The organism is Sphingobium sp. SYK-6 (assembly GCF_000283515.1).
GTDB classification, from domain to species: Bacteria; Pseudomonadota; Alphaproteobacteria; order Sphingomonadales; family Sphingomonadaceae; genus Sphingobium; species Sphingobium lignivorans.
The window spans coordinates 1,672,900-1,693,603 of record NC_015976.1 but is presented as its reverse complement, the minus strand read 5'-3'; the positions used below and the strand labels follow the sequence as shown (position 1 = coordinate 1,693,603).

Annotated in this window: 18 protein-coding genes and 1 pseudogene; 5 read left to right on the top strand and 14 right to left on the bottom strand. The window is 64.0% G+C overall.

Annotation, left to right across the window (positions count from 1 at the left end):
* Positions 1–38 precede the first annotated feature (38 nt).
* From rseP to rpsB, 8 genes are all read right to left on the bottom strand, one after another.
* Positions 39–1,175 carry an RIP metalloprotease RseP gene (gene rseP, locus SLG_RS07630; protein ID WP_014075876.1) on the bottom strand — a complete coding sequence of 379 codons (1,137 nt, stop codon included), beginning with the start codon at positions 1,173–1,175 and terminating at the stop codon, positions 39–41.
* Complete coding sequence (gene dxr, locus SLG_RS07625) at positions 1,172–2,338, bottom strand: 1-deoxy-D-xylulose-5-phosphate reductoisomerase (protein ID WP_014075875.1); 1,167 nt, start codon at positions 2,336–2,338, stop codon at positions 1,172–1,174. The genes rseP and dxr overlap by 4 nt, the downstream gene beginning before the upstream one ends.
* Positions 2,335–2,988, bottom strand: coding sequence for a phosphatidate cytidylyltransferase (locus SLG_RS07620; RefSeq protein WP_014075874.1), 654 nt, complete (start codon positions 2,986–2,988; stop codon positions 2,335–2,337). The genes dxr and SLG_RS07620 overlap by 4 nt, the downstream gene beginning before the upstream one ends.
* A 56-nt stretch (positions 2,989–3,044) precedes the next feature.
* Positions 3,045–3,815, bottom strand: coding sequence for an isoprenyl transferase (locus SLG_RS07615; RefSeq protein ID WP_014075873.1), 771 nt, complete (start codon positions 3,813–3,815; stop codon positions 3,045–3,047).
* 29 nt (positions 3,816–3,844) lie between these two features.
* On the bottom strand, positions 3,845–4,402 hold the full coding sequence (gene frr / locus SLG_RS07610; protein ID WP_014075872.1) for a ribosome recycling factor: 558 nt from the start codon (positions 4,400–4,402) through the stop codon (positions 3,845–3,847).
* Positions 4,403–4,435: 33 nt separating this feature from the next.
* Positions 4,436–5,155 (bottom strand): UMP kinase, encoded by a 720-nt coding sequence (pyrH, locus tag SLG_RS07605; protein WP_014075871.1) that lies wholly within the window; start codon positions 5,153–5,155, stop codon positions 4,436–4,438.
* Positions 5,156–5,265: 110 nt separating this feature from the next.
* On the bottom strand, positions 5,266–6,192 hold the full coding sequence (gene tsf / locus SLG_RS07600) for a translation elongation factor Ts (RefSeq protein ID WP_014075870.1): 927 nt from the start codon (positions 6,190–6,192) through the stop codon (positions 5,266–5,268).
* Between the two features lie 161 nt (positions 6,193–6,353).
* Positions 6,354–7,115, bottom strand: a complete 762-nt coding sequence (gene rpsB / locus SLG_RS07595) for a 30S ribosomal protein S2 (RefSeq protein ID WP_014075869.1) — start codon at positions 7,113–7,115, stop codon at positions 6,354–6,356.
* 210 nt (positions 7,116–7,325) lie between these two features.
* Here rpsB and SLG_RS07590 point away from each other — a divergent pair, with 210 nt between their 5' ends.
* Entirely contained in the window at positions 7,326–7,559 is a 234-nt protein-coding gene (locus tag SLG_RS07590; protein WP_041391814.1) for a hypothetical protein, read from the top strand.
* Here SLG_RS07590 and SLG_RS07585 read toward each other — a convergent pair.
* A complete protein-coding gene (locus SLG_RS07585) occupies positions 7,513–8,277 on the bottom strand; it encodes a CDP-alcohol phosphatidyltransferase family protein (protein WP_041392884.1) in 765 nt (254 codons plus the stop codon). The genes SLG_RS07590 and SLG_RS07585 overlap by 47 nt on opposite strands.
* 88 nt (positions 8,278–8,365) lie before the next feature.
* The gene (locus tag SLG_RS07580) at positions 8,366–9,112 is read right to left on the bottom strand and encodes a phosphatidylserine decarboxylase (protein WP_014075867.1); all 747 of its coding nucleotides are present in this window, start codon (positions 9,110–9,112) and stop codon (positions 8,366–8,368) included.
* A 201-nt stretch (positions 9,113–9,313) separates the two neighbouring features.
* Here SLG_RS07580 and SLG_RS07575 point away from each other — a divergent pair, with 201 nt between their 5' ends.
* Together SLG_RS07575 and SLG_RS07570 are read left to right on the top strand one after the other, a co-directional pair.
* Entirely contained in the window at positions 9,314–10,534 is a 1,221-nt protein-coding gene (locus SLG_RS07575) for an NADP-dependent isocitrate dehydrogenase (RefSeq protein ID WP_014075866.1), read from the top strand.
* A gap of 106 nt (positions 10,535–10,640) precedes the next feature.
* On the top strand, positions 10,641–12,434 hold the full coding sequence (locus tag SLG_RS07570; RefSeq protein WP_014075865.1) for a cation:proton antiporter domain-containing protein: 1,794 nt from the start codon (positions 10,641–10,643) through the stop codon (positions 12,432–12,434).
* Between the two features lie 589 nt (positions 12,435–13,023).
* Here the strand turns inward: SLG_RS07570 and alaS are convergent.
* The gene (gene alaS, locus SLG_RS07565) at positions 13,024–15,678 is read right to left on the bottom strand and encodes an alanine--tRNA ligase (protein WP_014075864.1); all 2,655 of its coding nucleotides are present in this window, start codon (positions 15,676–15,678) and stop codon (positions 13,024–13,026) included.
* A 362-nt stretch (positions 15,679–16,040) separates the two neighbouring features.
* Between alaS and SLG_RS07560 the strand changes: the two genes are divergently transcribed.
* On the top strand, positions 16,041–16,967 hold the full coding sequence (locus tag SLG_RS07560) for an amidohydrolase family protein (RefSeq protein ID WP_014075862.1): 927 nt from the start codon (positions 16,041–16,043) through the stop codon (positions 16,965–16,967).
* A 74-nt stretch (positions 16,968–17,041) separates the two neighbouring features.
* Here SLG_RS07560 and lldD read toward each other — a convergent pair.
* From lldD to SLG_RS07545, 3 genes and pseudogenes are all read right to left on the bottom strand, one after another.
* A pseudogene (lldD, locus tag SLG_RS07555) lies at positions 17,042–18,188 on the bottom strand (FMN-dependent L-lactate dehydrogenase LldD).
* Between the two features lie 120 nt (positions 18,189–18,308).
* Positions 18,309–18,746 carry a DUF1330 domain-containing protein gene (locus tag SLG_RS21660; protein ID WP_014075859.1) on the bottom strand — a complete coding sequence of 146 codons (438 nt, stop codon included), beginning with the start codon at positions 18,744–18,746 and terminating at the stop codon, positions 18,309–18,311.
* Between the two features lie 62 nt (positions 18,747–18,808).
* Complete coding sequence (locus SLG_RS07545; protein ID WP_051003717.1) at positions 18,809–19,714, bottom strand: DNA-binding transcriptional regulator; 906 nt, start codon at positions 19,712–19,714, stop codon at positions 18,809–18,811.
* 125 nt (positions 19,715–19,839) lie between these two features.
* On the opposite strand from SLG_RS07545, the gene SLG_RS07540 reads away from it, so the two are divergent.
* Positions 19,840–20,700: an SDR family NAD(P)-dependent oxidoreductase gene (locus SLG_RS07540; RefSeq protein WP_051003716.1), complete on the top strand. Its 861-nt coding sequence runs from the start codon at positions 19,840–19,842 to the stop codon at positions 20,698–20,700.
* The last annotated feature ends 4 nt before the right edge of the window (positions 20,701–20,704 follow it).

The following is a 20,704-nucleotide window of genomic DNA, read 5'->3' as shown; positions in this document are numbered from 1 at the left end:
GATCAGCGATCATGCGCGCTGCTCCTGCCTCAACATATTCACCCAATCAAGCCGGACAGACCCCGCCAGAGACCAAATGACCCCAGATCATTCACTGTCACGAAAACCATCAGTCCAAGCAGAAGCGCCATTCCCGAACGAAAGGCGATTTCCTGAAAACGAGGGCTGACCGGCCTGCGCTGAATGGCTTCAATCCCGTAGAAGAACAAATGACCCCCGTCGAGCATGGGAATTGGCAACAGGTTGATGAACCCCAAGTTAATCGACACGAGAGCTATGAACGCGATCAGGGCTTCGGGACCGAGCGCGGCCTGCTCGCCGGAAATCTGGGCAATCTTGAGCGGGCCGCCAAGCTCGGAAATCGCCCGCCGGCCGGTGATGATATCCACGAGGCCGTTGGCCATCATGGCGATCAGTTCGCCCGTGCGGCGCAACCCGACAATGGGCGCTTCGGCCAGAGACACATCGCGCTGTACGGATTCAGCGGCCTGGATCCCGATCTGGGCGATGCGATATTCGTTGCCGAAGCGATCCCGCTCGACTCGCGTTCCCAGCGCCAACGGTATTTCCATGACGCGCCCGGCGCGATCCAGCTCAAGGGTCACTTCCTCGCCGGGCAAACGCGTCATGACAGCTTTGCTGAGCTGGGGAAAAAGCTCCACCTTTTCGCCGTCGATCGCGAGAATGCGGTCGCCCGGGCGCAGGCCAGCCGCCTCCGCCGCGCCTCCTTCGACGACGGCGCCGATCCGGGTCGGCGTCACATTCTCGCCGTGGATATAGGCAAAGCCCGCGAGAACAAGCGCAGCAAACAGGAGGTTCACCACCGGGCCCGCGAGGACAATGAGCGCCCGCTGCCAGACCGGCTTGGCCGGAAAGCAGCGCTGCCTTTCCTCAGGGCTGAGCTCGAGCCAGGCAGGATCAGCTTCGCTCGCGACGCCAGCATCCCCGGCGAACTTCACATATCCGCCGAGCGGCAATGCACCGATGCGCCAGCGCGTCCCGCGCTTGTCATGCCAGGCCTTGAGCTCGTGCCCGAAACCGATCGAGAAGGTTTCAGCATGCACGCCGAACCAGCGCCCGACCAGATAATGGCCCATCTCATGGATGAAGACGAGCGGGCCGATCACCAGCAGGAAAGCGATGATGGTGAAGATGAAGCCTGGGTTATCAGTCACGTGATGAGCTCCGCTGCCAGGCGCTCGGCGAGATGCCGTGCCGACCTGTCGATCGCCCAGACGTCCTCGATGCCTCGGACCGGCATGATGTCGGTCCGCGCTAGCACGTCTTCCACGATCCGGCCAATGTCCAGAAAACGAATCCGCCCCTCAAGGAAAGCCGCGACCGCCACTTCGTTGGCCGCATTCAGGATTCCGGGCGCGCTCCCACGCGCTTCAATGGCCTCGCGGGCGAGCCGCAGCGCGGGAAAGCGCACCTCATCAGGCTCCTCGAAATCCAGTCGGCCAATGCGGGCGAGATCAAGCGGCTCGCAGGGCGTTTCCATTCTGGCCGGCCAGGCCAGCGTGCTGGCAATAGGCACGCGCATGTCCGGACAGCCCAGCTGAGCGATGGTCGAGCGATCGCGGAATTCCACCATGGAATGAATGATCGATTGCGGATGAATAAGAACGGAGAACCGCTCCAGTCCCACGGGGAACAAGTGCCAGGCTTCGATGAGCTCCAGCCCCTTGTTCATCATCGTGGCGCTGTCGACGCTGATCTTGCGCCCCATCGACCAGTTTGGATGCTTCACGGCTTGCGCCGGCGTCACCCGCGCCATCTCATCGCGTGACAGCGTCCTGAACGGACCTCCGCTCGCGGTGAGGGTGATCCTGCGCACAGCATCGATCCCGCCACTCGCGAGGCACTGAAAAATCGCGTTATGCTCGCTGTCCACGGGCAGCAGGTTGGCTCCGCTTTCCTGCGTCGCCGCCATCATGACGTCACCTGCGGAGACCAGCGCCTCTTTGTTGGCAAGCGCTACAGTGCGCCCTTCGCGGATCGCGGCCAGGGTTGGCGCGAGTCCGGCGCAGCCGACAATCGCGGCCATTGTCCAGTCGGCGCCAAGCGCCCCGGCCTCGATCAGGGCTGTAGGGCCGGCTGCTGCTTCCACGCCGGTGCCGGCCAGAGCCGACCGCAGATCCGCATAGCGATCAGCATCTGCAATCACTGCATAGCGCGCCCGATGCCTGATCGCCGTGGCCGCGAGTCCAGCAACATCGCTGCCGGCAGTCAATGCTAGGACCTCGTATCGATCCGCCTCACGGCCGATGAGATCCAGCGTCGATTGCCCGACGGACCCGGTGGCACCGAGAACGGAAATGCTGCGGACGGCGCTCACCAGGATATCCTTATCAGCCAAAGCGCCAGAGCGGCGGCAATACTCACCGGCAAGAGCCCATCAACACGGTCGAAAAGCCCGCCATGGCCAGGAATCCACAATCCGCTGTCCTTGACCCCCGCCCTGCGCTTGATCCAGCTCTCGAAAAAGTCGCCTGTCTGCGCGAGCACGGCGATCGCGCCACCGCACAGAAGGAGCAGGAGCGAACCGGTGCCGCCGGAAATGGCATCAGCGTCGAACTGTCCTCCGACCGCGCCTGACAGAAGCGCCGGGCCGGAAAGCATCAAGAGCAAGCCCGACGCGATCATGCCCCCCGCAAGGCCAGCCCATGTCTTGGATGGACTGATGGCAGGGGCGATCTTGGGCCCGCCGATGGTCCGTCCGGCAAAATAGGCCCCGATATCGGTCGCGATCACGGCGCCAAGCACCGGCAGAACCATTCCCCCTCGCTCGAGCGCGATGAGAGCCAGGGCGGCGAGGACCACATAGACGCCCCCAAAAGCCAGCCATGTTGCCCGCGTCGTACGATCGTCCGGAAAGCGATCGACCATCGTTTTCCATTCCCAGATCAGGAGCGCAGCGCCGACCAGCACGAACAGCCTGAAGAACCCACCGCCTGACCACAGCGCCAGACCGGCGACCGCCAGCATAACGATGGCGGACCCTGTCCGCACGGCAAGATCAGACCGTGGGGCTGTCGAGGACATCAGAGGCCACCAAAACGGCGATCGCGCTCGGCATAGCTCGCCACCGCCGCTGCCAGCGCGGCTTCATCGAAGTCCGGCCAGAGGGTTTCGGTGAAATAGAGCTCGGCATAGGCCGCTTGCCAAAGCAGGAAATTGGAAAGCCTCTGCTCGCCGGACGTCCGGATAAGGAGATCGAGCGGCGGCAGATCCGCCGTATCCAGCTCGGCCGCGACGATGTCGGGCGTAATGGCCTGGGGATCCAGATCACCGCTCCGCACGCGCTCTGCGAGGCCACGCATCACGCGCGTCAACTCATCCTGCGAGCCATAATTGAGCGCAACCACCAGCGTGGCGCCGGTGTTTCCGGCGGTCTTCTCAACGGCGGCATCGACCATCGCGGCGGCCTCCGGCTCGAAAGCCCTATGGTCGCCGATGATGCGCAGGCGGATATTGCCCCGATGGATCTCGTCAAGCTCGGCGCGAATGAACTGCTTCATGAGGCCGGTGAGGTCCGCGATCTCCTGCTCGGGACGCTTCCAGTTCTCGGACGAGAAGGCGTAGAGCGTGATGCAATCGATGCCGAGCTTGCTGGCCGCACGCAGAGTGCGACGCACGGCTTCCGCGCCGGCTCGGTGCCCGGCGATGCGCGGAAGGCGCCGCGCCTTCGCCCAGCGGCCATTGCCGTCCATGATGATGGCGACGTGACGTGGCAACGCGGAATGCCCACCTGCGTCCGGCATCGACGCGGCTTCACGCGACAGCTTATGACGCGACAGGATCATCGCCGCCATGCCTCCCCTTGGCGGAGCCACCGGGCCGGTTACTTGCCAAGGATTTCCTTTTCCTTGGCCTGCGCCGCCACATCGATTTCGGCAATGGTGGAATCGGTCATCTTCTGCACCTCGGTTTCGAGGCGCTTTCGTTCATCTTCGCTGATCTCACCCTTCTTTTCGTCGGTCTTCAGATTGTCCATGCCGTCGCGGCGCACGTTGCGGGCGGCGATCTTCGCCTTCTCCGCATACTGGCTCGCCAGCTTGGCCAGATCCTTGCGACGTTCCTCGGTCAGATCGGGAATGGGGAGACGGATATTCTGCCCGTCGACGATGGGATTGAGGCCCAGTCCGGCCGAGCGGATGGCCTTGTCGACCAGCCCGACATTGCTGCGATCCCAAACCTGCACGGACAACATCCGCGGCTCGGGTGCGGAGACAGTTGCGACCGTGTTCAGCGCCATGTGCGCCCCATAGACCTCCACCGTCACCGGATCGAGCAGCGCCACGTTGGCACGCCCCGTGCGCAAGCCGGAAAGATCATGCTTCAATGCCTCGACAGCGCCGGCCATCCGACGCTCCAGATCAGCCTTGTCGTATTTTGCCATTGTGCCTCTCCGCAATATGTCCGTCGCGGCAGCTCAGCCGCCGTTGACGATCGTCGAAATACCTTCGCCCGCAAGGACGCGCGCGAGATTGCCCTGCTCGCGAATATTGAAAACGATGATGGGAATGGCGTTGTCACGGCAAAGGGCCACGGCGCTCGCATCCATCACTTTGAGATTCTGGTTGAGGACCTGATCGTAGCTGACCTGGTCGAAACGCTTGGCGGCGGGGACAAGCTTGGGATCAGCATCGTAGATGCCGTCGACCGATGTTCCCTTGAAAAGCGCGTCGCAATTCATCTCCGCTGCCCGCAGGGCCGCGCCGCTATCGGTCGTGAAATAGGGGCTGCCAACGCCGGCTGCGAAAATGACGACCCGCCCCTTCTCCAGGTGGCGCAGCGCGCGCCGCCGGATATAGGGCTCGCAAATGCTCGCCATAGGGATCGCCGACTGCACGCGGGTCGCGACATCCAGATGCTCGAGCGCATCCTGCATCGCCAGTGCGTTCATCACGGTCGCGAGCATGCCCATATAATCGGCATTCGCGCGATCCATGCCTTTCGCGGCACCCGCCATGCCTCGGAAGATGTTGCCCCCCCCGATCACCAGACACAGCTCGTAGCCCGCGTCCTTAGCGACTTTCACTTCCCCGGCGACGCGCGCCACCGTGACCGGATCTATGCCGAAGCTCTGGTCACCCATCGCCGCCTCGCCCGAGAGCTTGAGCAGAATGCGCCTGGGAGAAGCTGATGTCATGAAAGCCTTCAATACGGTGCGTAACGTGGGAGCGGCGCGGACCTTAGAGAGCCCGCGCCGCCATGCCAAGCACGGAGAGTTTCCCCGCGCTCAAAGTTGCGAATATCTGATCAGACGCCAGCGGCGGCCGCAACCTCGGCCGCGAAGTCCTTTTCTTCCTTCTCGATGCCTTCACCGAGCTGGAAGCGGACATAATCGGTCAGCTGGATGGTCGTTCCAGCGTCCTTGGCAGCCTTGGCGACGACATCGGCGATGGAGGTCTTGTTATCCATCACGAAGAGCTGCGAGAGAAGAGCATTCTCCTTCGCGAACTTCGCGATGGCGCCGTCCACCATCTTCGCGACGATCTCGGCGGGCTTGCCGGATTCGGCTGCCTTCTCCGTCGCGACCTTGCGCTCGCGCTCGATGATGTCGGCATCGATTTCCTCGGCCTTCAGCGCGACCGGGAAAGCAGCAGCGATGTGCATTGCGATCTGCTTGCCGAGCGGGGCCAGCACGTCGGCGCCAGCCGGGCTCTCGAGTGCCACCAGCACGCCGATCTTGCCGAGGCCGGGCGCCACGGCATTGTGCATATAATCAATGACCAGGCCCTGCTCGACCGAGACAGCCTTCACGCGACGAAGCTGCTGGTTCTCGCCGATCGTGGCAATGTTCGCGACGAGCGCGTCTTCGATCGTGCCACCCGCCGGATGCGCGGCAGCCTTCAGCGCCTCGGCATCGCCGATGCCGCCGGCCAGTGCGACTTCCGCTGCGGCGCGGACGAAGTTCTGGAACTGCTCGTTCTTCGCAACGAAGTCGGTCTCGCTGTTGACTTCGACCGCGACACCCTTGGTGCCGTCAACCGCGACGGCCACGAGGCCTTCTGCCGCCGTGCGGCTCGATTTCTTCTGCGCTGCGGCAAGGCCCTTGGCGCGCAGCCAGTCGACCGCCGCCTCGACGTCACCGTCGGTCTCGGCCAGCGCCTTCTTGCAATCCATCATGCCCGCGCCCGAACGCTCGCGCAGTTCCTTGACGGCGGCTGCAGTGATCTGTGCCATTCTGTTGGCTCCCATCTGTCAAAAATTTGCACGCCCGTTAGGCAGAACAGGTGACAATCCGATGTCACCTGATCCCTGCCGGGCGATTCATTCCATCGACCTCTCTCCGGCCGCGCAGACGGCAATGCCCGCCCGCAGCGCCGGAGAGAAAAAACCGAACCTCAGGCCTCGGCCGCGAGCGTTTCCTCGGCCGGGGGCTCATCCATGGCACCCAGATCGATGCCGGCCGCGGAAGCCGCGCCCTGATTGCCCTTCGTCGCAGCCTGCGCGACAGCCTCGCAATAGAGACGGATGGCGCGGCTCGCATCGTCGTTGGCCGGAACCGGGAAGGCGATGCCCGCGGGATTGACGTTCGAATCGAGGATCGCGACGACCGGGATGCCGAGCGTGTTGGCTTCCTTGATCGCCAGCTCTTCCTTGTTAGCGTCGATCACGAACATCACGTCCGGAATGCCGCCCATGTCGCGGATGCCGCCAAGGGAGAGTTCCAGCTTGTCGCGCTCGCGCGTCATCTGGAGGACTTCCTTCTTGGTGAAGCCGTGCGTATCGCCGGACAGCTTCTCCTCAAGCGACTTCAGACGCTTGATCGAACCGGAAATCGTCTTCCAGTTGGTGAGCATGCCGCCCAGCCAGCGATGGTTGACGAAGTGCTGACCCGAACGACGCGCGCCGTCTGCGATCGCTTCCTGCGCCTGGCGCTTGGTGCCGACGAACAGCACCTTGCCGCCCGCGGCCACGGTCGTCGAGACGAAATCGAGCGCGCGCGCGAACAGCGGCACGGTCTGCGACAGGTCGATGATGTGGATGCCGTTCCGCTCGCCGAAGATGTACGGCTTCATGCGGGGATTCCAGCGGTGGGTCTGATGGCCGAAATGCGCGCCGGCCTCGATCAATTGGTGCAGGGTGACGACGGGTGCCGCCATGATAATTACTCCTTCCGGTTGAGCCTCTGGGATCCAGTGACCGCGAAGCGGCACCGGTATGTATCGGATCCCATGTGGATTAGGGCCGCGCCCTTAGCCGAGATAATGCAGCAAGGCAAGAGTTGACAACGAGAGTGAATGAGAACAAAGAGAGATCATACAGGAACAAATGGAAAACATTTGCGCCGCCTACGCAGAAAGGACGCCTCGATGTTCTATGCTTTCGGATCCCTGCTCTTCATGGCCGCATTGGTGATGGCTCCGACCCTGATGGCCAGGGAGTTCGCGCGTAGCTGGCGCCAGGCGCTGGCGGCCCTGCGCACGCTGAACGTGGATGGCTGGAGCGGCGAAGATGCTGGAAAAGGCGCACAAGTCGCATGCACGCCCCTCGCGCCGGTCAGCCTTCAGGCGGCGACGATCCGGGCGCGGCAGGCCGCCGCGTAACGCGTCCGTAGCTGATGATGCCCGCCGGGATGAGCGCCAGATAGCCCAGGGTCAGCGCCAGCAGCGCATGCCAGGGCGCGACCATCAGCATGGCGGCAAACACACCGGCCAGCAGCAGCGCGAACATTCGCCAGGCGGGCGGCACCCGCAAGCGCTTCCAGCCCAGAGTCGGGAGGTTCGAGATCATGAGAAGAGCCATCGCCACCACCCATGGCCCGACCAGCCGCCAGTCGCGAAACAGGTCCATCTCCGTAATGAACCAGGCATAAAGCGGCATCAGCGCCAGGCCGGCCCCGGCCGGCGCGGGAACACCGGTGAGGAAACCCGCCGCTTTGCGCGGATGCTCGGCGGCATCGATGCTGGCATTGAAGCGCGCGAGCCGCAGGGCGCAGCTCAGTGCCAGCACGAGGCTGACGATCCAGCCGAAGCGAGGCATGGACTGGAGAGACCAGAGATAGAGGATGATGGCGGGCGAGACACCGAAGGCTATGGCGTCCGACAGGGAATCGAGTTCCGCGCCAAAGCGGCTTTCCCCATGCAGCATCCGGGCGATTCGCCCATCCAGCCCATCCAGCACGCCGGCGAAGATGATTGCCGCGACTGCCCGGCCCCAGTCACCGGAAATACCGTAGCGGATCGCGGTCAGGCCAAAGCAGAGGGCCATGGCCGTCACGGCGTTGGGCGCCACTTGCCGAAGCGTGATGCCCCTGCTGCTCATGCGCTGCGCGAACCGGCGCGGCGGCGGGGTCATGCCGGCATCTTCCGCAGCGCAGGCGGGCAGAGCGCCAGACGGCCATCACTCTCGTTCATTGCAGCACGCCCGTCACGGTTTTCGGGTCGTCGATCTGGCCCAGGATCGTCTCGCCGGCGACCGTGCGCTGGCCAAGCACCACGCGCGGGGCCGTGCCGACCGGGAGATAGACGTCCACCCGGCTCCCGAAGCGGATCAGGCCAATGCGCTGCCCGGCCGCCACTATGTCGCCGCGCTTGACGAAGGGAACGATGCGCCGCGCGACGAGCCCCGCGATCTGCGTGAACCCGATGCGCAGGCCGTCACCGCGCTCAACGAGGATGTGCTGACGCTCATTGTCCTCGCTCGCCTTGTCCAGATCGGCATTGATGAACTTTCCGCTGATGTACACCACGTCCTTGATAACGCCCGAGATCGGCGTCCGGTTCACGTGCACGTCGAAAACGCTCATGAAGATGGATACCCGGACAAGCGGCCCCTCCCCCAGCCCTTCCGGGCCTGCCATTTCCGGCGGGGGCATCACGGTCTGGATGAGCGTCACGAGACCATCGGCCGGCGCGATGATCGCCGATTCTTCCTGCGGAACGGCACGGACGGGATCGCGGAAGAAGGCGAAGACCCAGATCGTGAGCCCCGCCATCAGCCAGGCGAGCACGGACCAGCCAAGCAAGGCCAGCAAGGCAGTGATGCCCACCGCGATGGCGCCGAACTTGCGCCCTTCGGGATGAATGCTCGGGAAGCTCCACTTGACGCCGGCGCGCGTGGAAAGGACTGGTTGCGATCCTGAAAATTCTGTTGTCATGCCTTCCAGTCTAGGCACGCCAGCGGCAGCGCACAATCTCTGATCGCCGCCGGGGATGCGCGAGGGGCAGGACGGCCGTCGCGACGCGCTTTTCCTTCTCGGGTGGTTGATCCTCCGCACCGCTTTGCCTAGAGGCAGAGCAAAGGGCATCAGCCCATTTCCAGCCGACCACCGCTTCCAACAGGGAAAGACCAGGCGCGCATGAGCAAGATCAAGGTGAAGAACCCCGTCGTCGAAATCGACGGCGACGAGATGACCCGAATCATCTGGGAATGGATTCGCGAGCGGCTCATCAAACCCTATCTGGACATCGATCTTCACTATTATGATCTCAGCGTCGAGGAGCGCGACCGCACCGGCGACCAGATCACCATCGATGCAGCAGAGGCCATCAAGAAGCATGGCGTCGGCGTCAAATGCGCAACGATCACGCCCGACGAGGCGCGGGTTGAGGAATTCCACCTCAAGCAGATGTGGAAGTCACCCAATGGCACGATCCGCAACATCCTGGGCGGCGTGGTTTTCCGCGAGCCGATCGTCATCCAGAACGTGCCGCGGCTCGTGCCCGGCTGGACGGATCCGATCGTCATCGGCCGCCACGCTTTCGGCGACCAGTATCGCGCAACCGATTTCCTCGTCCCCGGCCCCGGCAAGCTGCGCCTCGTCTTCGAGGGCGACGACGGGCAAGTGATCGACCGCGAGGTCTTCAACTTCCCGGGTTCGGGCGTCGCCATGTCGATGTACAATCTCGATCAGTCGATCATCGACTTCGCGCGGGCCTCGATGAACTATGCGCTCGATCGCAAGTGGCCGCTGTATCTCTCCACCAAGAACACGATCATCAAGGCTTATGACGGCCGCTTCAAGGATCTGTTCCAGGAGATTTTTGACAACGAATTCAAGACGAAGTTCGAGGAAGCTGGCATCGAGTATCAGCATCGGCTGATCGACGACATGGTGGCCAGCGCGCTCAAGTGGAGCGGCAAGTTCGTCTGGGCCTGCAAGAACTATGACGGTGACGTGCAATCCGACACCGTGGCACAGGGCTTCGGCTCGCTCGGTCTCATGACCTCGGTCCTGATGACACCCGATGGCAAGACCGTGGAAGCCGAGGCCGCGCATGGCACGGTCACCCGCCATTATCGCCAGCACCAGCAGGGCAAGGCGACCTCGACCAACCCGATCGCCTCCATCTTCGCCTGGACGGGCGGCCTCAAGTTCCGCGGCAAGTTCGACGAGACGCCGGAGGTCATCCGCTTCGCCGAAACACTGGAGAAAGTCTGCATCAAGACGGTCGAGAATGGCCAGATGACCAAGGACCTCGCGATCCTCATCGGGCCCAATCAGGCTTGGATGACGACCGAGCAGTTCTTCGAGGCCATTCGAGCGAATCTCGAGGCCGAGATGAGCAACTGGCAATAAGGGGAGCGATGCCGAGCAGCATCCCCTCTCCCGGCGCACTCCATGAGGACGAATCGCGTCGCGCATTCGCTCCCATGGGGTCCGCGACGGCGGTCGTGAACCGCCCATGATCCACGGCCCGTTCGGCAGTCAGGGATACAGCGATGCGCTGGTGATCCTTGGTGCCGCGGGCCTCGTCATTCCAGCTTTCGCGCGCTACCGCATCAGCCCCGTCATCGGCTTCATTCTGGTGGGCATGCTGGTGGGGCCGTACGGGCTTGGCCAGCTGATCGGCCGCTATCCTGCGCTCTCCCATGTGACGATCGGCAGCTCGTCGGCAATATCCTCCTTCGCCGAGTTCGGCATCGTCCTCCTCCTCTTCTCGATCGGCCTCGAACTATCGTTCAAGCGCCTGTGGTCGATGCGCGCGCTGGTCTTCGGGCTGGGCGCGGCCGAGCTGCTGGGCAGCGCGCTGGTCATCGCCGCCGGTTTCCTGCTGTTCGACAGCTCCTGGTATTCCGCGATCGGGCTTGGCCTTGCCCTCGCCCTCTCCTCCACGGCCCTTGTGCTGCCGATCAGCGGCACGCGCTCGCCCGTGGGCAAGGCCGCCTTCTCGATGCTGCTGTTCGAGGATCTCGCGCTGGTGCCCATCGTGTTTGCGCTCGGTGCCATGGCACCCAATGTGGGCGACGATGGCTGGACAAACCTCGCCACTGTGTTCGTGCAGGGTGTTGTCACGGTCGTGGCCATGTTTGTCGCGGGGCGCTTGCTGCTCCCTCGCCTGTTCGCCCAGGCGGCGCGGACGAAAAGCTCGGAGGTGTTCCTCGCGGCAAGCCTGCTTGTCGTCATGGTATCCAGCCTGATCACTGTCGTAGTGGGCCTGTCTCCCATCGTGGGTGCGCTGGTGGCTGGCCTGCTGATCGCGGAAACCGACTATCATGGCGAGGTTGAAAGCATCACCGAGCCCTTCAAGGGCCTGGCGCTCGGCGTCTTCCTCATCACGGTCGGCATGGGAATCGATCCGCTGGCCCTGATGCGGAGCTGGGACAAGGTCCTGCTCGCCGTCGTGGCGGTGCTTGTCACCAAGACGATCGTCACCGGCCTGCTCCTCAGGCTGGCCGGGGCGCGACGGGGGATGGCGTTCGAAACGGCAACGCTGATGGCCAGCCCTTCCGAGACAACGCTGATCGTTCTCAGCACAGCTGTCATCGCGGGCCTCATCAGCGCGGATACGGCCGCGTTCTGGCAAATGGTAACGGCCATCGGACTGACGATCACGCCGATCCTGGCCCGGATCGGCCACGACACGGCCCGCCGCATCGAAGCGCGCGCCAGCGATCGCGCGAGCGAGGAGCCGGGGCCGGAAAGCGGCGGCGCCATCATTCTGGGCTTCGGCCGCGTCGGGCGCATGGTGGCGGACCTGCTGCGCACACATGATCAGCCTTATGTCGCGGTCGAGAGCAATATCGACATCGTGGGGCAGGCGCGGCGGGACGGCTATGTCGTGCGCTTTGGTGATGTCGCGCGCCCCGACACGCTGGACCGGCTGCGCATCGGGCATGCGCGCGCGCTCATCATCACCATGGATGATCCGGTGCTGGCGGTCCGGGTGACGCGCCGTGTCCGCAGCTGGGCGCCCGACCTGCCGATCATCGTGCGGGCCCGCGATACCGATCACGCCGCCGAGCTGTACCGCGCCGGCGCCAGCGATGCTGTGCCGGAAGCGCTGGAAAGCTCGCTCCATCTCGCCGAGACAGCGCTCGTCGATCTTGGCATCGCGGTGGGGCCAGTCATCGCATCGGTTCACCAGAAACGAGACGACCTGCAGAAAGCCATCAAGGCCGCCGCTCAGCTGGAGCAAGCACCGCGCCTGAGCCGCTATCGCCTGAGCGAAAGCGGAGAGACCGGCGAGCCGGCCTAACCGGCACATCGCGAGCCAGTCGTCTCGGGCGAGACTATGCGGATGAACGCTCGCCATCCATCCCCATCAGCCTCGTTTCCGCTGTCCTACAGACCGTCCGTCATGGCAGGCCTGTGGAACCCCTTCCAACAGACAGGTGACAGGCAACGCGCGTTTCTTTTCTCATTGGAGAACTTTCACGTCTGTCGGGCCTTACAGGCTTGCCGCAGCAGGCTCTGGCATCTGGCTTGTCGAAAGTTCACGGAAGCGAAAGATGACACCGACGGGTCGTCATCTTTGTAAACTTCCAGAGGTGCAGCGCAGTATTGAACCGGCACTCTGGTCCGATGCAACATGCGCGGTCAGGGCGATCAGCCTGCCGAACGGACTCCCAGATCGCGACAGGGCTCACGAACCGGCCAGGCCCGTCGGCAGCGCGGTTTTCAGGCGGCGCTGCTTTCTCGATGCAGCAGGGCCAGGATGCAGCGGGAAACATCTTGGCCGCACAGGCTGCTGGCCCGCCCGGCGGGTGGATCGCTCCTCACCGCCAAGGCCCCACTCTTCGATGGCAGGATGAGCTGGCAGATCCGGAGACGGCCTGCGCTCTCTTTCAGGCAGCCGCGATAGCGGCCCGCACGGCATCCAGAGCCGCGTCCGCCGCGGACGCGTCAGGCCCGCCGCCCTGCGCCATGTCCGGCCGGCCGCCGCCGCCCTGCCCGCCCAGCGCGGCAACGCCCGCGCGCACCAGATCGACGGCGCTGAAGGTCCCGACGAGATCGTCGGTCACGCCCACCGCGATGGCGGCCCGGCCGTCATTGGTAGCAACGATGGTGGCGATACCGCTGGCGAGCCGGGCCTTCGCTTCATCGACGAGGCCGCGCAGCGCCTTGGGGTCGAGGTCCTGAAGATGCTGGGCAATGACCTTGTAGCCATTCACGATTTCCGGCGCGGCGACTGCGCCACTGCCTCCGGACGCACCGGCGATCGCCAGTGCCTTCTTGGCCTCGGCAAGTTCACGCTCCAGCCGCCGACCCTGCTCCACGAGAATGGCGACACGGGCCGGTGCTTCCTCCGGCGTCGTCCGCAAGCTCGCCGCGACCGCGCGCAACTGCTCCTCCCGCTGGCTCAGCCAGAGGCGCGCCGCCTCGCCCGTCAATGCCTCGATGCGGCGGACCCCGCTGGCCACCGCGCTCTCGCCAATGATCTTGAAAAGACCGATGTCGCCCAGCGCCCGGACATGGGTGCCGCCGCACAGCTCGACCGAATAGATATCTTCCTCGCTGCGTCCCATCGAGAGGACGCGCACCTCGTCGCCATATTTCTCGCCGAAGAGCGCCATCGCGCCGGCGGCGATGGCATCTTCCGGAGACATGAGGCGGGTCGTGACTTCCGCATTGTCCCGGATCTGCGCATTGACGTCCGCTTCGACGGCGGCGATCTGCTGCGGGGTCAATGCCTCGGGATGGGAAAAGTCGAACCGCAGGCGATCTTCCGCCACCAGGCTGCCCTTTTGCGTGACATGCGCGCCAAGCTCCTTGCGCAGTGCGGCATGCAGCAGGTGCGTCGCGCTGTGATTGGCGCGCACCCGGGCGCGGCGCGGGCCGTCGACGGCCAGCGAAACGATATCGCCCACCGACAGCGTGCCCGCCTCGATGACGGCATGATGGGCATGAATGCGCCCGAGCGGCTTCGACGTGTCGGTGACGGTGGCCACCAGGCCGTCGGCGCCCCGGACCATGCCGGTGTCGCCGGCCTGCCCGCCGCTTTCGCCATAGAAGGGCGTCTGATTGGTGACGATCGAGACATGATCGCCCGCCGTTGCGCGATCGACCCGCACGCCATCCTTCACCAGCGCCACGACGCGGCCTTCGCCGCTCTCGCCCATATAGCCGGTGAACTCGGTCGATCCCTCGGATTCCGCGATATCGAACCAGACGTCTTCGGATGCCTTCTGGCCCGACCCTTTCCAGGCGGCCCGCGCCGCGGCCTTCTGCGCCGCCATCGCGACCTCGAAGCCCGCGCGATCAACGCCCAGGCCCCGCGCGCGCAGGGCGTCCTCGGTGAGATCATAAGGGAAGCCGTAAGTATCGTAGAGGCGGAAAGCCGTTTCGCCTGCAAGCGTGCCCCCGGGCGCCAGATCGATCACGGCTTCGTCAAGCAGACGCAGCCCCTTGTCGAGCGTCTGGCGGAAACGGGTTTCCTCCCGCAACAGCGTTTCCTCGATGAGCGGCTGAGCCCGCACCAGTTCGGGATAGGCCGCGCCCATCTCCGCCACCAGACCGCCGACCAGCCTGTGCATGAGCGGATCAGCAGCCCCCAGCAGATGCGCATGACGCATCGCGCGGCGCATGATGCGGCGCAGGACATAGCCGCGCCCCTCATTGGCCGGCAGGACGCCGTCGGCAATGAGGAAGCCCGAGGAACGCAGATGGTCCGCGATCACGCGATGGCTTGCGCGCGCTTCGCCTTCCGCCGCCACTTTCGTCAGCGCGACCGACTGGCTGATCAACGCCTTGAAGGTGTCCGTATCGTAATTGTCATGCACGCCCTGAAGCACTGCGGCGATGCGCTCGATGCCCATACCGGTATCGATGCTGGGCCTTGGCAGGTCGATCCGGTTGCCGTCCGCCTGCTGGTCGAACTGCATGAACACGAGATTCCAGATTTCGACGAAGCGATCGCCATCCTCCTCGGGGCTTCCCGGGGGGCCTCCGTAGATGTGGTCGCCATGATCGAAAAATATCTCGGAACAGGGCCCGCATGGTCCCGTCTCGCCCATCGACCAGAAATTGTCGGACGTGGCGATCCGGATGATCCGCTCATCCGGCAGACCGGCGATCTTCTTCCAGTGGTCATAGGCCTCGTCATCCGTGTGGTAGACGGTGACGGTGAGCCGCTCCGGATCGATGCCCCACTCACGGGTAATCAGGTTCCAGGCATGATGGATCGCCTGTTCCTTGAAATAGTCTCCGAACGAGAAATTGCCGAGCATCTCGAAGAAGGTGTGATGGCGCGCGGTATAGCCCACATTGTCGAGATCATTATGCTTGCCGCCGGCGCGAACGCACTTCTGCGAGGAAGTCGCGGTACGATAGGGCCGGGTCTCGAGGCCGGTGAACACGTTCTTGAACGGCACCATGCCCGCGTTCACGAACATGAGCGTCGGATCATTGTTCGGGACGAGCGGAGCCGAAGGCACGATCTCATGCCCGTTGGCGCCAAAATAATCGAGGAAGGAGCGGCGAATATCGTTGGTCGACGTCATGGGAGCCGCTTAAGGGATGGCAGCTCAAGCTACAAGCGGCGAGTGCGTTCCGGGCCGCCTGGGATAACGCCAGACGGTCGGCCTCCTTACTCGCCGGGACCGTCAGCGACAGGAGACTGCCAGCACCCTGTTTGGCAGCCACGCTTCAAACGGCATCGTCGATGCACGCGGCCTCCTCCTGGGTCTCGGATTCGCACGGGCGAAAGCGACCTGAACCACAAAGGAGCAGGTGCATATAGAACAAGTCGTTCAGCCCCTACAGTCAAGCGCAAGGCATTCCCGGCCATAGGTTTTTAGCTCGAAACGGTGGCCGCGCCGCGATCGCGCACTGTGGCTCGAACGCGCTGGCAAGGACGAGATGCATGCCATTCAGACTGATCGACACGCATGCCCATCTCGTCTCCGATGACTGGGAGACCTACCCGCCCCGCCCTTTCGGCCCGGGCCTGCCGACGCCCGAGCGATCCCCGTTCACGGTGACTGCAGAACAATTGATCGCCATGATGGACGACAATGGCGTGGACTTCGCCTGCCTGGTGCAACGCGGCCACATCTATGGATACGACAACAGCTATATCCTCGATTCGGCAATCCGATATCCCGATCGCTTCCGGCCGGTCGTCATCCTCGACACGCAGGATCCCGGAACACCGGAAACCTATCGGAGGCTGGTGAAGGAAGGCCAGGCCTTCGGCTTTCGGATGGCCCAGTCACGGCCATGGCTGCTGGATACCGCCTGGATGAGTTCCCCGGTCGCGATGGAGGTCTGGGATGTCTGCGCCGAGTTCGGCACGCCGATGGCCCTCATCATCTTCAACAACCAGCTGTCCTATGTGCTGCCGCTCGTGAAGCTCATGGCCCGGCGCTACCCGCAACTGCCCATCATCCTGGACCATGCGGGTACATATTTCGGCGCCTCGCAATATGAGGTCGCGCTCGCGGAGGAAGCTGGAACGCCGATCGTCATGCCGCCGCCGCCGGACTGGGGAATCGAGTCGAGCATTCACATCTTCGAGGACGACCCCAACGTCTATTTCAAGATCACCGAGATCAACATGGAGCGCTTCCTCAAGGCGGGCGTGAAATCCGCGGATTTCGTGCGCCAGATGGTCGACAGATTTGGCCCGGACCGCCTCATGTGGGGCTCCGACGTCGGGCAGAGCAGGCTCTGGACATATCCGGAGAAGGTCGCGATGGCCCAATCAGCCGCCGCGTCCCTCACGTCGGTGGAGACGCAGAAGTTCCTGCATGGCAACGCCAACCACGTCTATGGTGGCGGCCGGCGCTGAAATCACGACGCGCGCGCGAGGCGCCCGGTCATCGCCGATCGGCCCCGCCATGCGATCAGACCATGCGGGACAATTCAGACCATCCGGGACAAGGATGAGCGGTCCAATCCATCGATTTTCCCGACGCCGCCCAGCGTCATGGCGACCCGCATCTCCGCTTCGATGAGTTCCAGCATATGGATGACCCCGGCTTCACCGCGCGCCGCGAGGGCATAAGCCCAGGCGCGGCCGAGCAGAACGCCCCGGGCTCCCAAGGCGAGCATGCGGACGACATCGAGCCCCGAGCGGACGCCGCCATCGACCAGTACCGTCAGGCGATCGCCAACTTCGTCCACGATGCCCGGCAAGGCGCTGGCCGTCGCCGCGACCATCGAGCTGGCGCCCGCCATGGTTGGAAACGACGAGGCCATCCGCGCCCATAGCGGCTGCCTCGCGCGCATCCTCCACATCCAGCAGCCCCTTGATGATCAACGGCCCATCCCATTCAGAACGGATGAAATCCAGGTCTTTCCAGCTGCAAGAGGGATCGAAGTTGTTCTTCATCCAGCCCAAAAAATCCTCGATGCCGCTTCTGCCCTTCAGCACGGGCGCGACATTGCCGAGCGTGTGGGGGCGCCCCATGATGCCGACATCGAATGCCCAGCCCGGTCGCAGCAGGCCCTGCATCAGGCGGCGCATGTCGCCGCGCAGTCCCGGTGCGCCGGCGAGGCCTGAGTGATAATCGCGATAGCGACTCCCGGGCAGCGGCATATCCACGGTGAACATGAGCGCCGAGCAGCCAAGGCTGCGGGCCCGGGCGAGCAGATCCCGCATGAAGGCGCGGTCGCGGATCATGTAGAGCTGGAACCAGAAAGGCCGGCTGGCGGCTTGGGCGACTTCCTCCAGCGTGCAGGCCCCGACGGTGGAAAGCGTGAAGGGAATATCGACCTGTTCGGCCGCGCGCACGGCCTGGCGCTCGCCACGCCGCGCCGTCAGCCCCGCAAGACCGATGGGCGCGAGGCCAACCGGCATCGCGTAGGGCTGGCCGAACAACGTCGCGCGAAGATCGACCGTGCTGACCGCGCGCAGCACACGTTGCCTCAGTTCGATCTGCTGCAGCGCGTCCACATTCCGGCGCAACGTGATTTCCGCGTAGGAGCCGCCATCGATATAGTCGAAGAGGAACCGGGGCAGCCTTCGCCTGGCCAGCTCACGATAATCGGAAACGGAAGCGGCAATCATCTACGGCGCTCTCCTGCCGGGCATTTTCGATCCTGTGAAGCCGACTGGTTGCCGACCGGTTATGCGCCAGATCATTCCATCCGTGCGGGACGGGAATGGGGGCACCCCCTGGCGCGAGTGTTAGGGCTGGTCGCGCGCAGCGTCCGTCGTGCCTTCCACGATCAGCAGCCGGCTTTCGGATGTGCGATGCCGCAAAGGCGCGATGTCGGTATAGTCTTTCGAATATTCGAACTTCTTCGCCTGCTCCAGGCTCTCGAACTCGATCACCATGATACGGCCCGCGGGCGGCGCTCCCTCGACGGCGATGGTCGTGCCGCCTCGCACCAGGAACTTGCCGCCATATTTCTGGATGACCGGAAATGCCGCGGCCACATAGTCGCGATATCCCTTGAGATCCTTCACGTTGACTTCCGCGATGACATAGGCCTTCGCTGTGGGCGAGGCAGCAGGCGCGGTATTGCCGGCCTTCGCTGGTGCAATGCTCCGCGTCCCAACCGCGGCAATGCAGCCGATCGCCGCCAGCGCCAGCACTGCGCCCGGAAAAACCTTGCCTTTCATGGTCCCGCTCCCTGTCTTTCTGTCTTTGACTTCACTGATACCGCCCTTGCGGCTGCCCCATTTCAGGAGCGCCCGCCGGCCATTTCTCCCGCCATGACGGGCAGCTCGTTGAGGGACATGCACGGCAGCACCGCCGCCGGACCAATTGCCCTGCCCTGCGCCCGGGGCTGCTCGCGCGACGCCGGATTGCCGCTCTCGATCATGCGGGAGATGCTTTCCGCCGTGTCGACCAGCCGCGGCAGATATTTGTCCACCGCCTTCTGAAGCGACATGGCGACCGTGATCCATGTGAAGCCCAGCGTCGCAACGACGCGGGAATGCTGACGGATGGGCACAGCGATGGTCGATGACCGGCCATCGATCAGCGGATCGCGCGTCGCATAGCCGCGCTGGAGCACATCCTCGACCATGCGCTCGATGGCTTCCTCGTTCTGCGCGCCGGCATCCTCGGGATCCTTGCTGTCCTTGAGGATCGAGAGGAGGATGGCTCGCTCGCTCGGCAGGCTATGGGCGAAATAGGCTCGGCCCAATGCCCGGGTGACGAGGCTCAGCCTGCGATTGAGCGACGATTGCTCCAGTGAGAGAGCAGTGAACCGGATCGTGCACGCGCGCACCGTCATGGCGTTGAGATCGAACAGCGCCATGGAGAGGGGCCATCCCTCACGCTGGGTGAAGTCGATCATGATATCCTCGGCGACCTCAATGATCTCGGGCTCATGATGAAAACCGCTGGCCAGTGACTTCACGCCGCTGAGCAGCTGATATGCGCCATAGCTCGACGATTGCATGGCGAGACCCTTTGCTTCCAGCGTACGCAAAAGCCGCACGATCGAGGGTTTCGGCAGACCGGTGTCGCGATGAAGATCATGGAGCGTCGAGAACGGACGGCGATTCATCGCCATCAATATGTCGATCGCACGCTCAACCGATCTTATCGAGCCGCCTCCTGCCTGCTTCTTGCTGACCATGCCAGCCCTCCTTGCGCGCGCTGGCCGCAGCCGGCGCATCCTCTCCCAAGAACCCTGCGATAGACGATCGCGAGTTTGCCGCCGCGCGGCGGACACGCAATACTGATAGCGAATGTTTCCGCCTGATGGAAAGCATGCAACAGGCCATTGCCGGTCATGATGGCGTCGCGCAGAGCCCTGCCGACCGAAAACGCACGGAGGAACCGATGGCCGACGACCTGTTCAACGTGGCTGGGAAAGTAGCGCTCGTCACCGGCGGAACCAGCGGGATCGGCCGGATGATCGCGGAAGGCTATGCGGAGCGTGGCGTGCGCACTTATATCACCGGCCGGGATTTCGACCGGCTTCAGGGAATAGCGGCCGACCTCTCTGCTTCCACGGGAGGCACCTGCCTGCCGCTGGTGGCGGACCTGGCCGACCCGGAAGGTCCGGCTAGGCTTGTCGAAGCGTTCGGCGAGCGTGAAGGGAAACTGGATATCCTCGTGAACAACGCCGGCACGGGCGGCAATGGCCCGATCGAGACCGTCGACATACCGGACTGGAACGCGGCCATGGAGGTCAATCTCCGCGCCCCCTTCTTCCTTGTTCAGCAGGCCCTGCCACTGCTGCGCGCCGCCGCCGCGCCCGGCACATATGCCAGCGTCATCAATCTCGGGTCGATCGGCGGGCTGCATGTTCCCAACTGGGAAGCGCATGCCTATGGCGCGTCGAAAGCGGCGCTCCATCATCTCACGCGCTCACTTGCCAAGCGGCTGGGCCGGGATGGCATCCGCGTCAACGCCATCGCTCCCGGTCCGTTTCACTCGCGCATGACCGACACCACGTCCGAGGCGGTGAAGGCCAGCGTGGCCGCCCATATCCCGCTGGGACGCCCCGGCGAGGCGGACGATGTGAAGGGCTTGTGCCTCTTCCTGGCCTCGCGCGCGGGCGCTTATGTCCACGGCTCCACGATCGCACTCGATGGCGGCTACATCGCGGCACTCTAAAGGT

Bases quoted from the DNA above. Each gene is read 5' to 3' on its own strand.
- SLG_RS07580 (WP_014075867.1), bottom strand. From the start codon at position 9,112: ATGACAACAGAATTTTCAGGATCGCAACCAGTCCTTTCCACGCGCGCC.
- SLG_RS07590 (WP_041391814.1), top strand. From the start codon at position 7,326: ATGTTCTATGCTTTCGGATCCCTGCTCTTCATGGCCGCATTGGTGATG.
- pyrH (WP_014075871.1), bottom strand. From the start codon at position 5,155: ATGACATCAGCTTCTCCCAGGCGCATTCTGCTCAAGCTCTCGGGCGAG.
- SLG_RS21660 (WP_014075859.1), bottom strand. From the start codon at position 18,746: ATGAAAGGCAAGGTTTTTCCGGGCGCAGTGCTGGCGCTGGCGGCGATC.
- tsf (WP_014075870.1), bottom strand. From the start codon at position 6,192: ATGGCACAGATCACTGCAGCCGCCGTCAAGGAACTGCGCGAGCGTTCG.
- SLG_RS07620 (WP_014075874.1), bottom strand. From the start codon at position 2,988: ATGCTGGCGGTCGCCGGTCTGGCGCTGTGGTCAGGCGGTGGGTTCTTC.
- alaS (WP_014075864.1), bottom strand. From the start codon at position 15,678: ATGACGTCGACCAACGATATTCGCCGCTCCTTCCTCGATTATTTTGGC.
- SLG_RS07585 (WP_041392884.1), bottom strand. From the start codon at position 8,277: ATGAGCAGCAGGGGCATCACGCTTCGGCAAGTGGCGCCCAACGCCGTG.
- SLG_RS07560 (WP_014075862.1), top strand. From the start codon at position 16,041: ATGCCATTCAGACTGATCGACACGCATGCCCATCTCGTCTCCGATGAC.
- rpsB (WP_014075869.1), bottom strand. From the start codon at position 7,115: ATGGCGGCACCCGTCGTCACCCTGCACCAATTGATCGAGGCCGGCGCG.
- SLG_RS07575 (WP_014075866.1), top strand. From the start codon at position 9,314: ATGAGCAAGATCAAGGTGAAGAACCCCGTCGTCGAAATCGACGGCGAC.
- SLG_RS07540 (WP_051003716.1), top strand. From the start codon at position 19,840: ATGGAAAGCATGCAACAGGCCATTGCCGGTCATGATGGCGTCGCGCAG.
- frr (WP_014075872.1), bottom strand. From the start codon at position 4,402: ATGGCAAAATACGACAAGGCTGATCTGGAGCGTCGGATGGCCGGCGCT.
- SLG_RS07570 (WP_014075865.1), top strand. From the start codon at position 10,641: ATGATCCACGGCCCGTTCGGCAGTCAGGGATACAGCGATGCGCTGGTG.
- SLG_RS07615 (WP_014075873.1), bottom strand. From the start codon at position 3,815: ATGGCGGCGATGATCCTGTCGCGTCATAAGCTGTCGCGTGAAGCCGCG.
- SLG_RS07545 (WP_051003717.1), bottom strand. From the start codon at position 19,714: ATGGTCAGCAAGAAGCAGGCAGGAGGCGGCTCGATAAGATCGGTTGAG.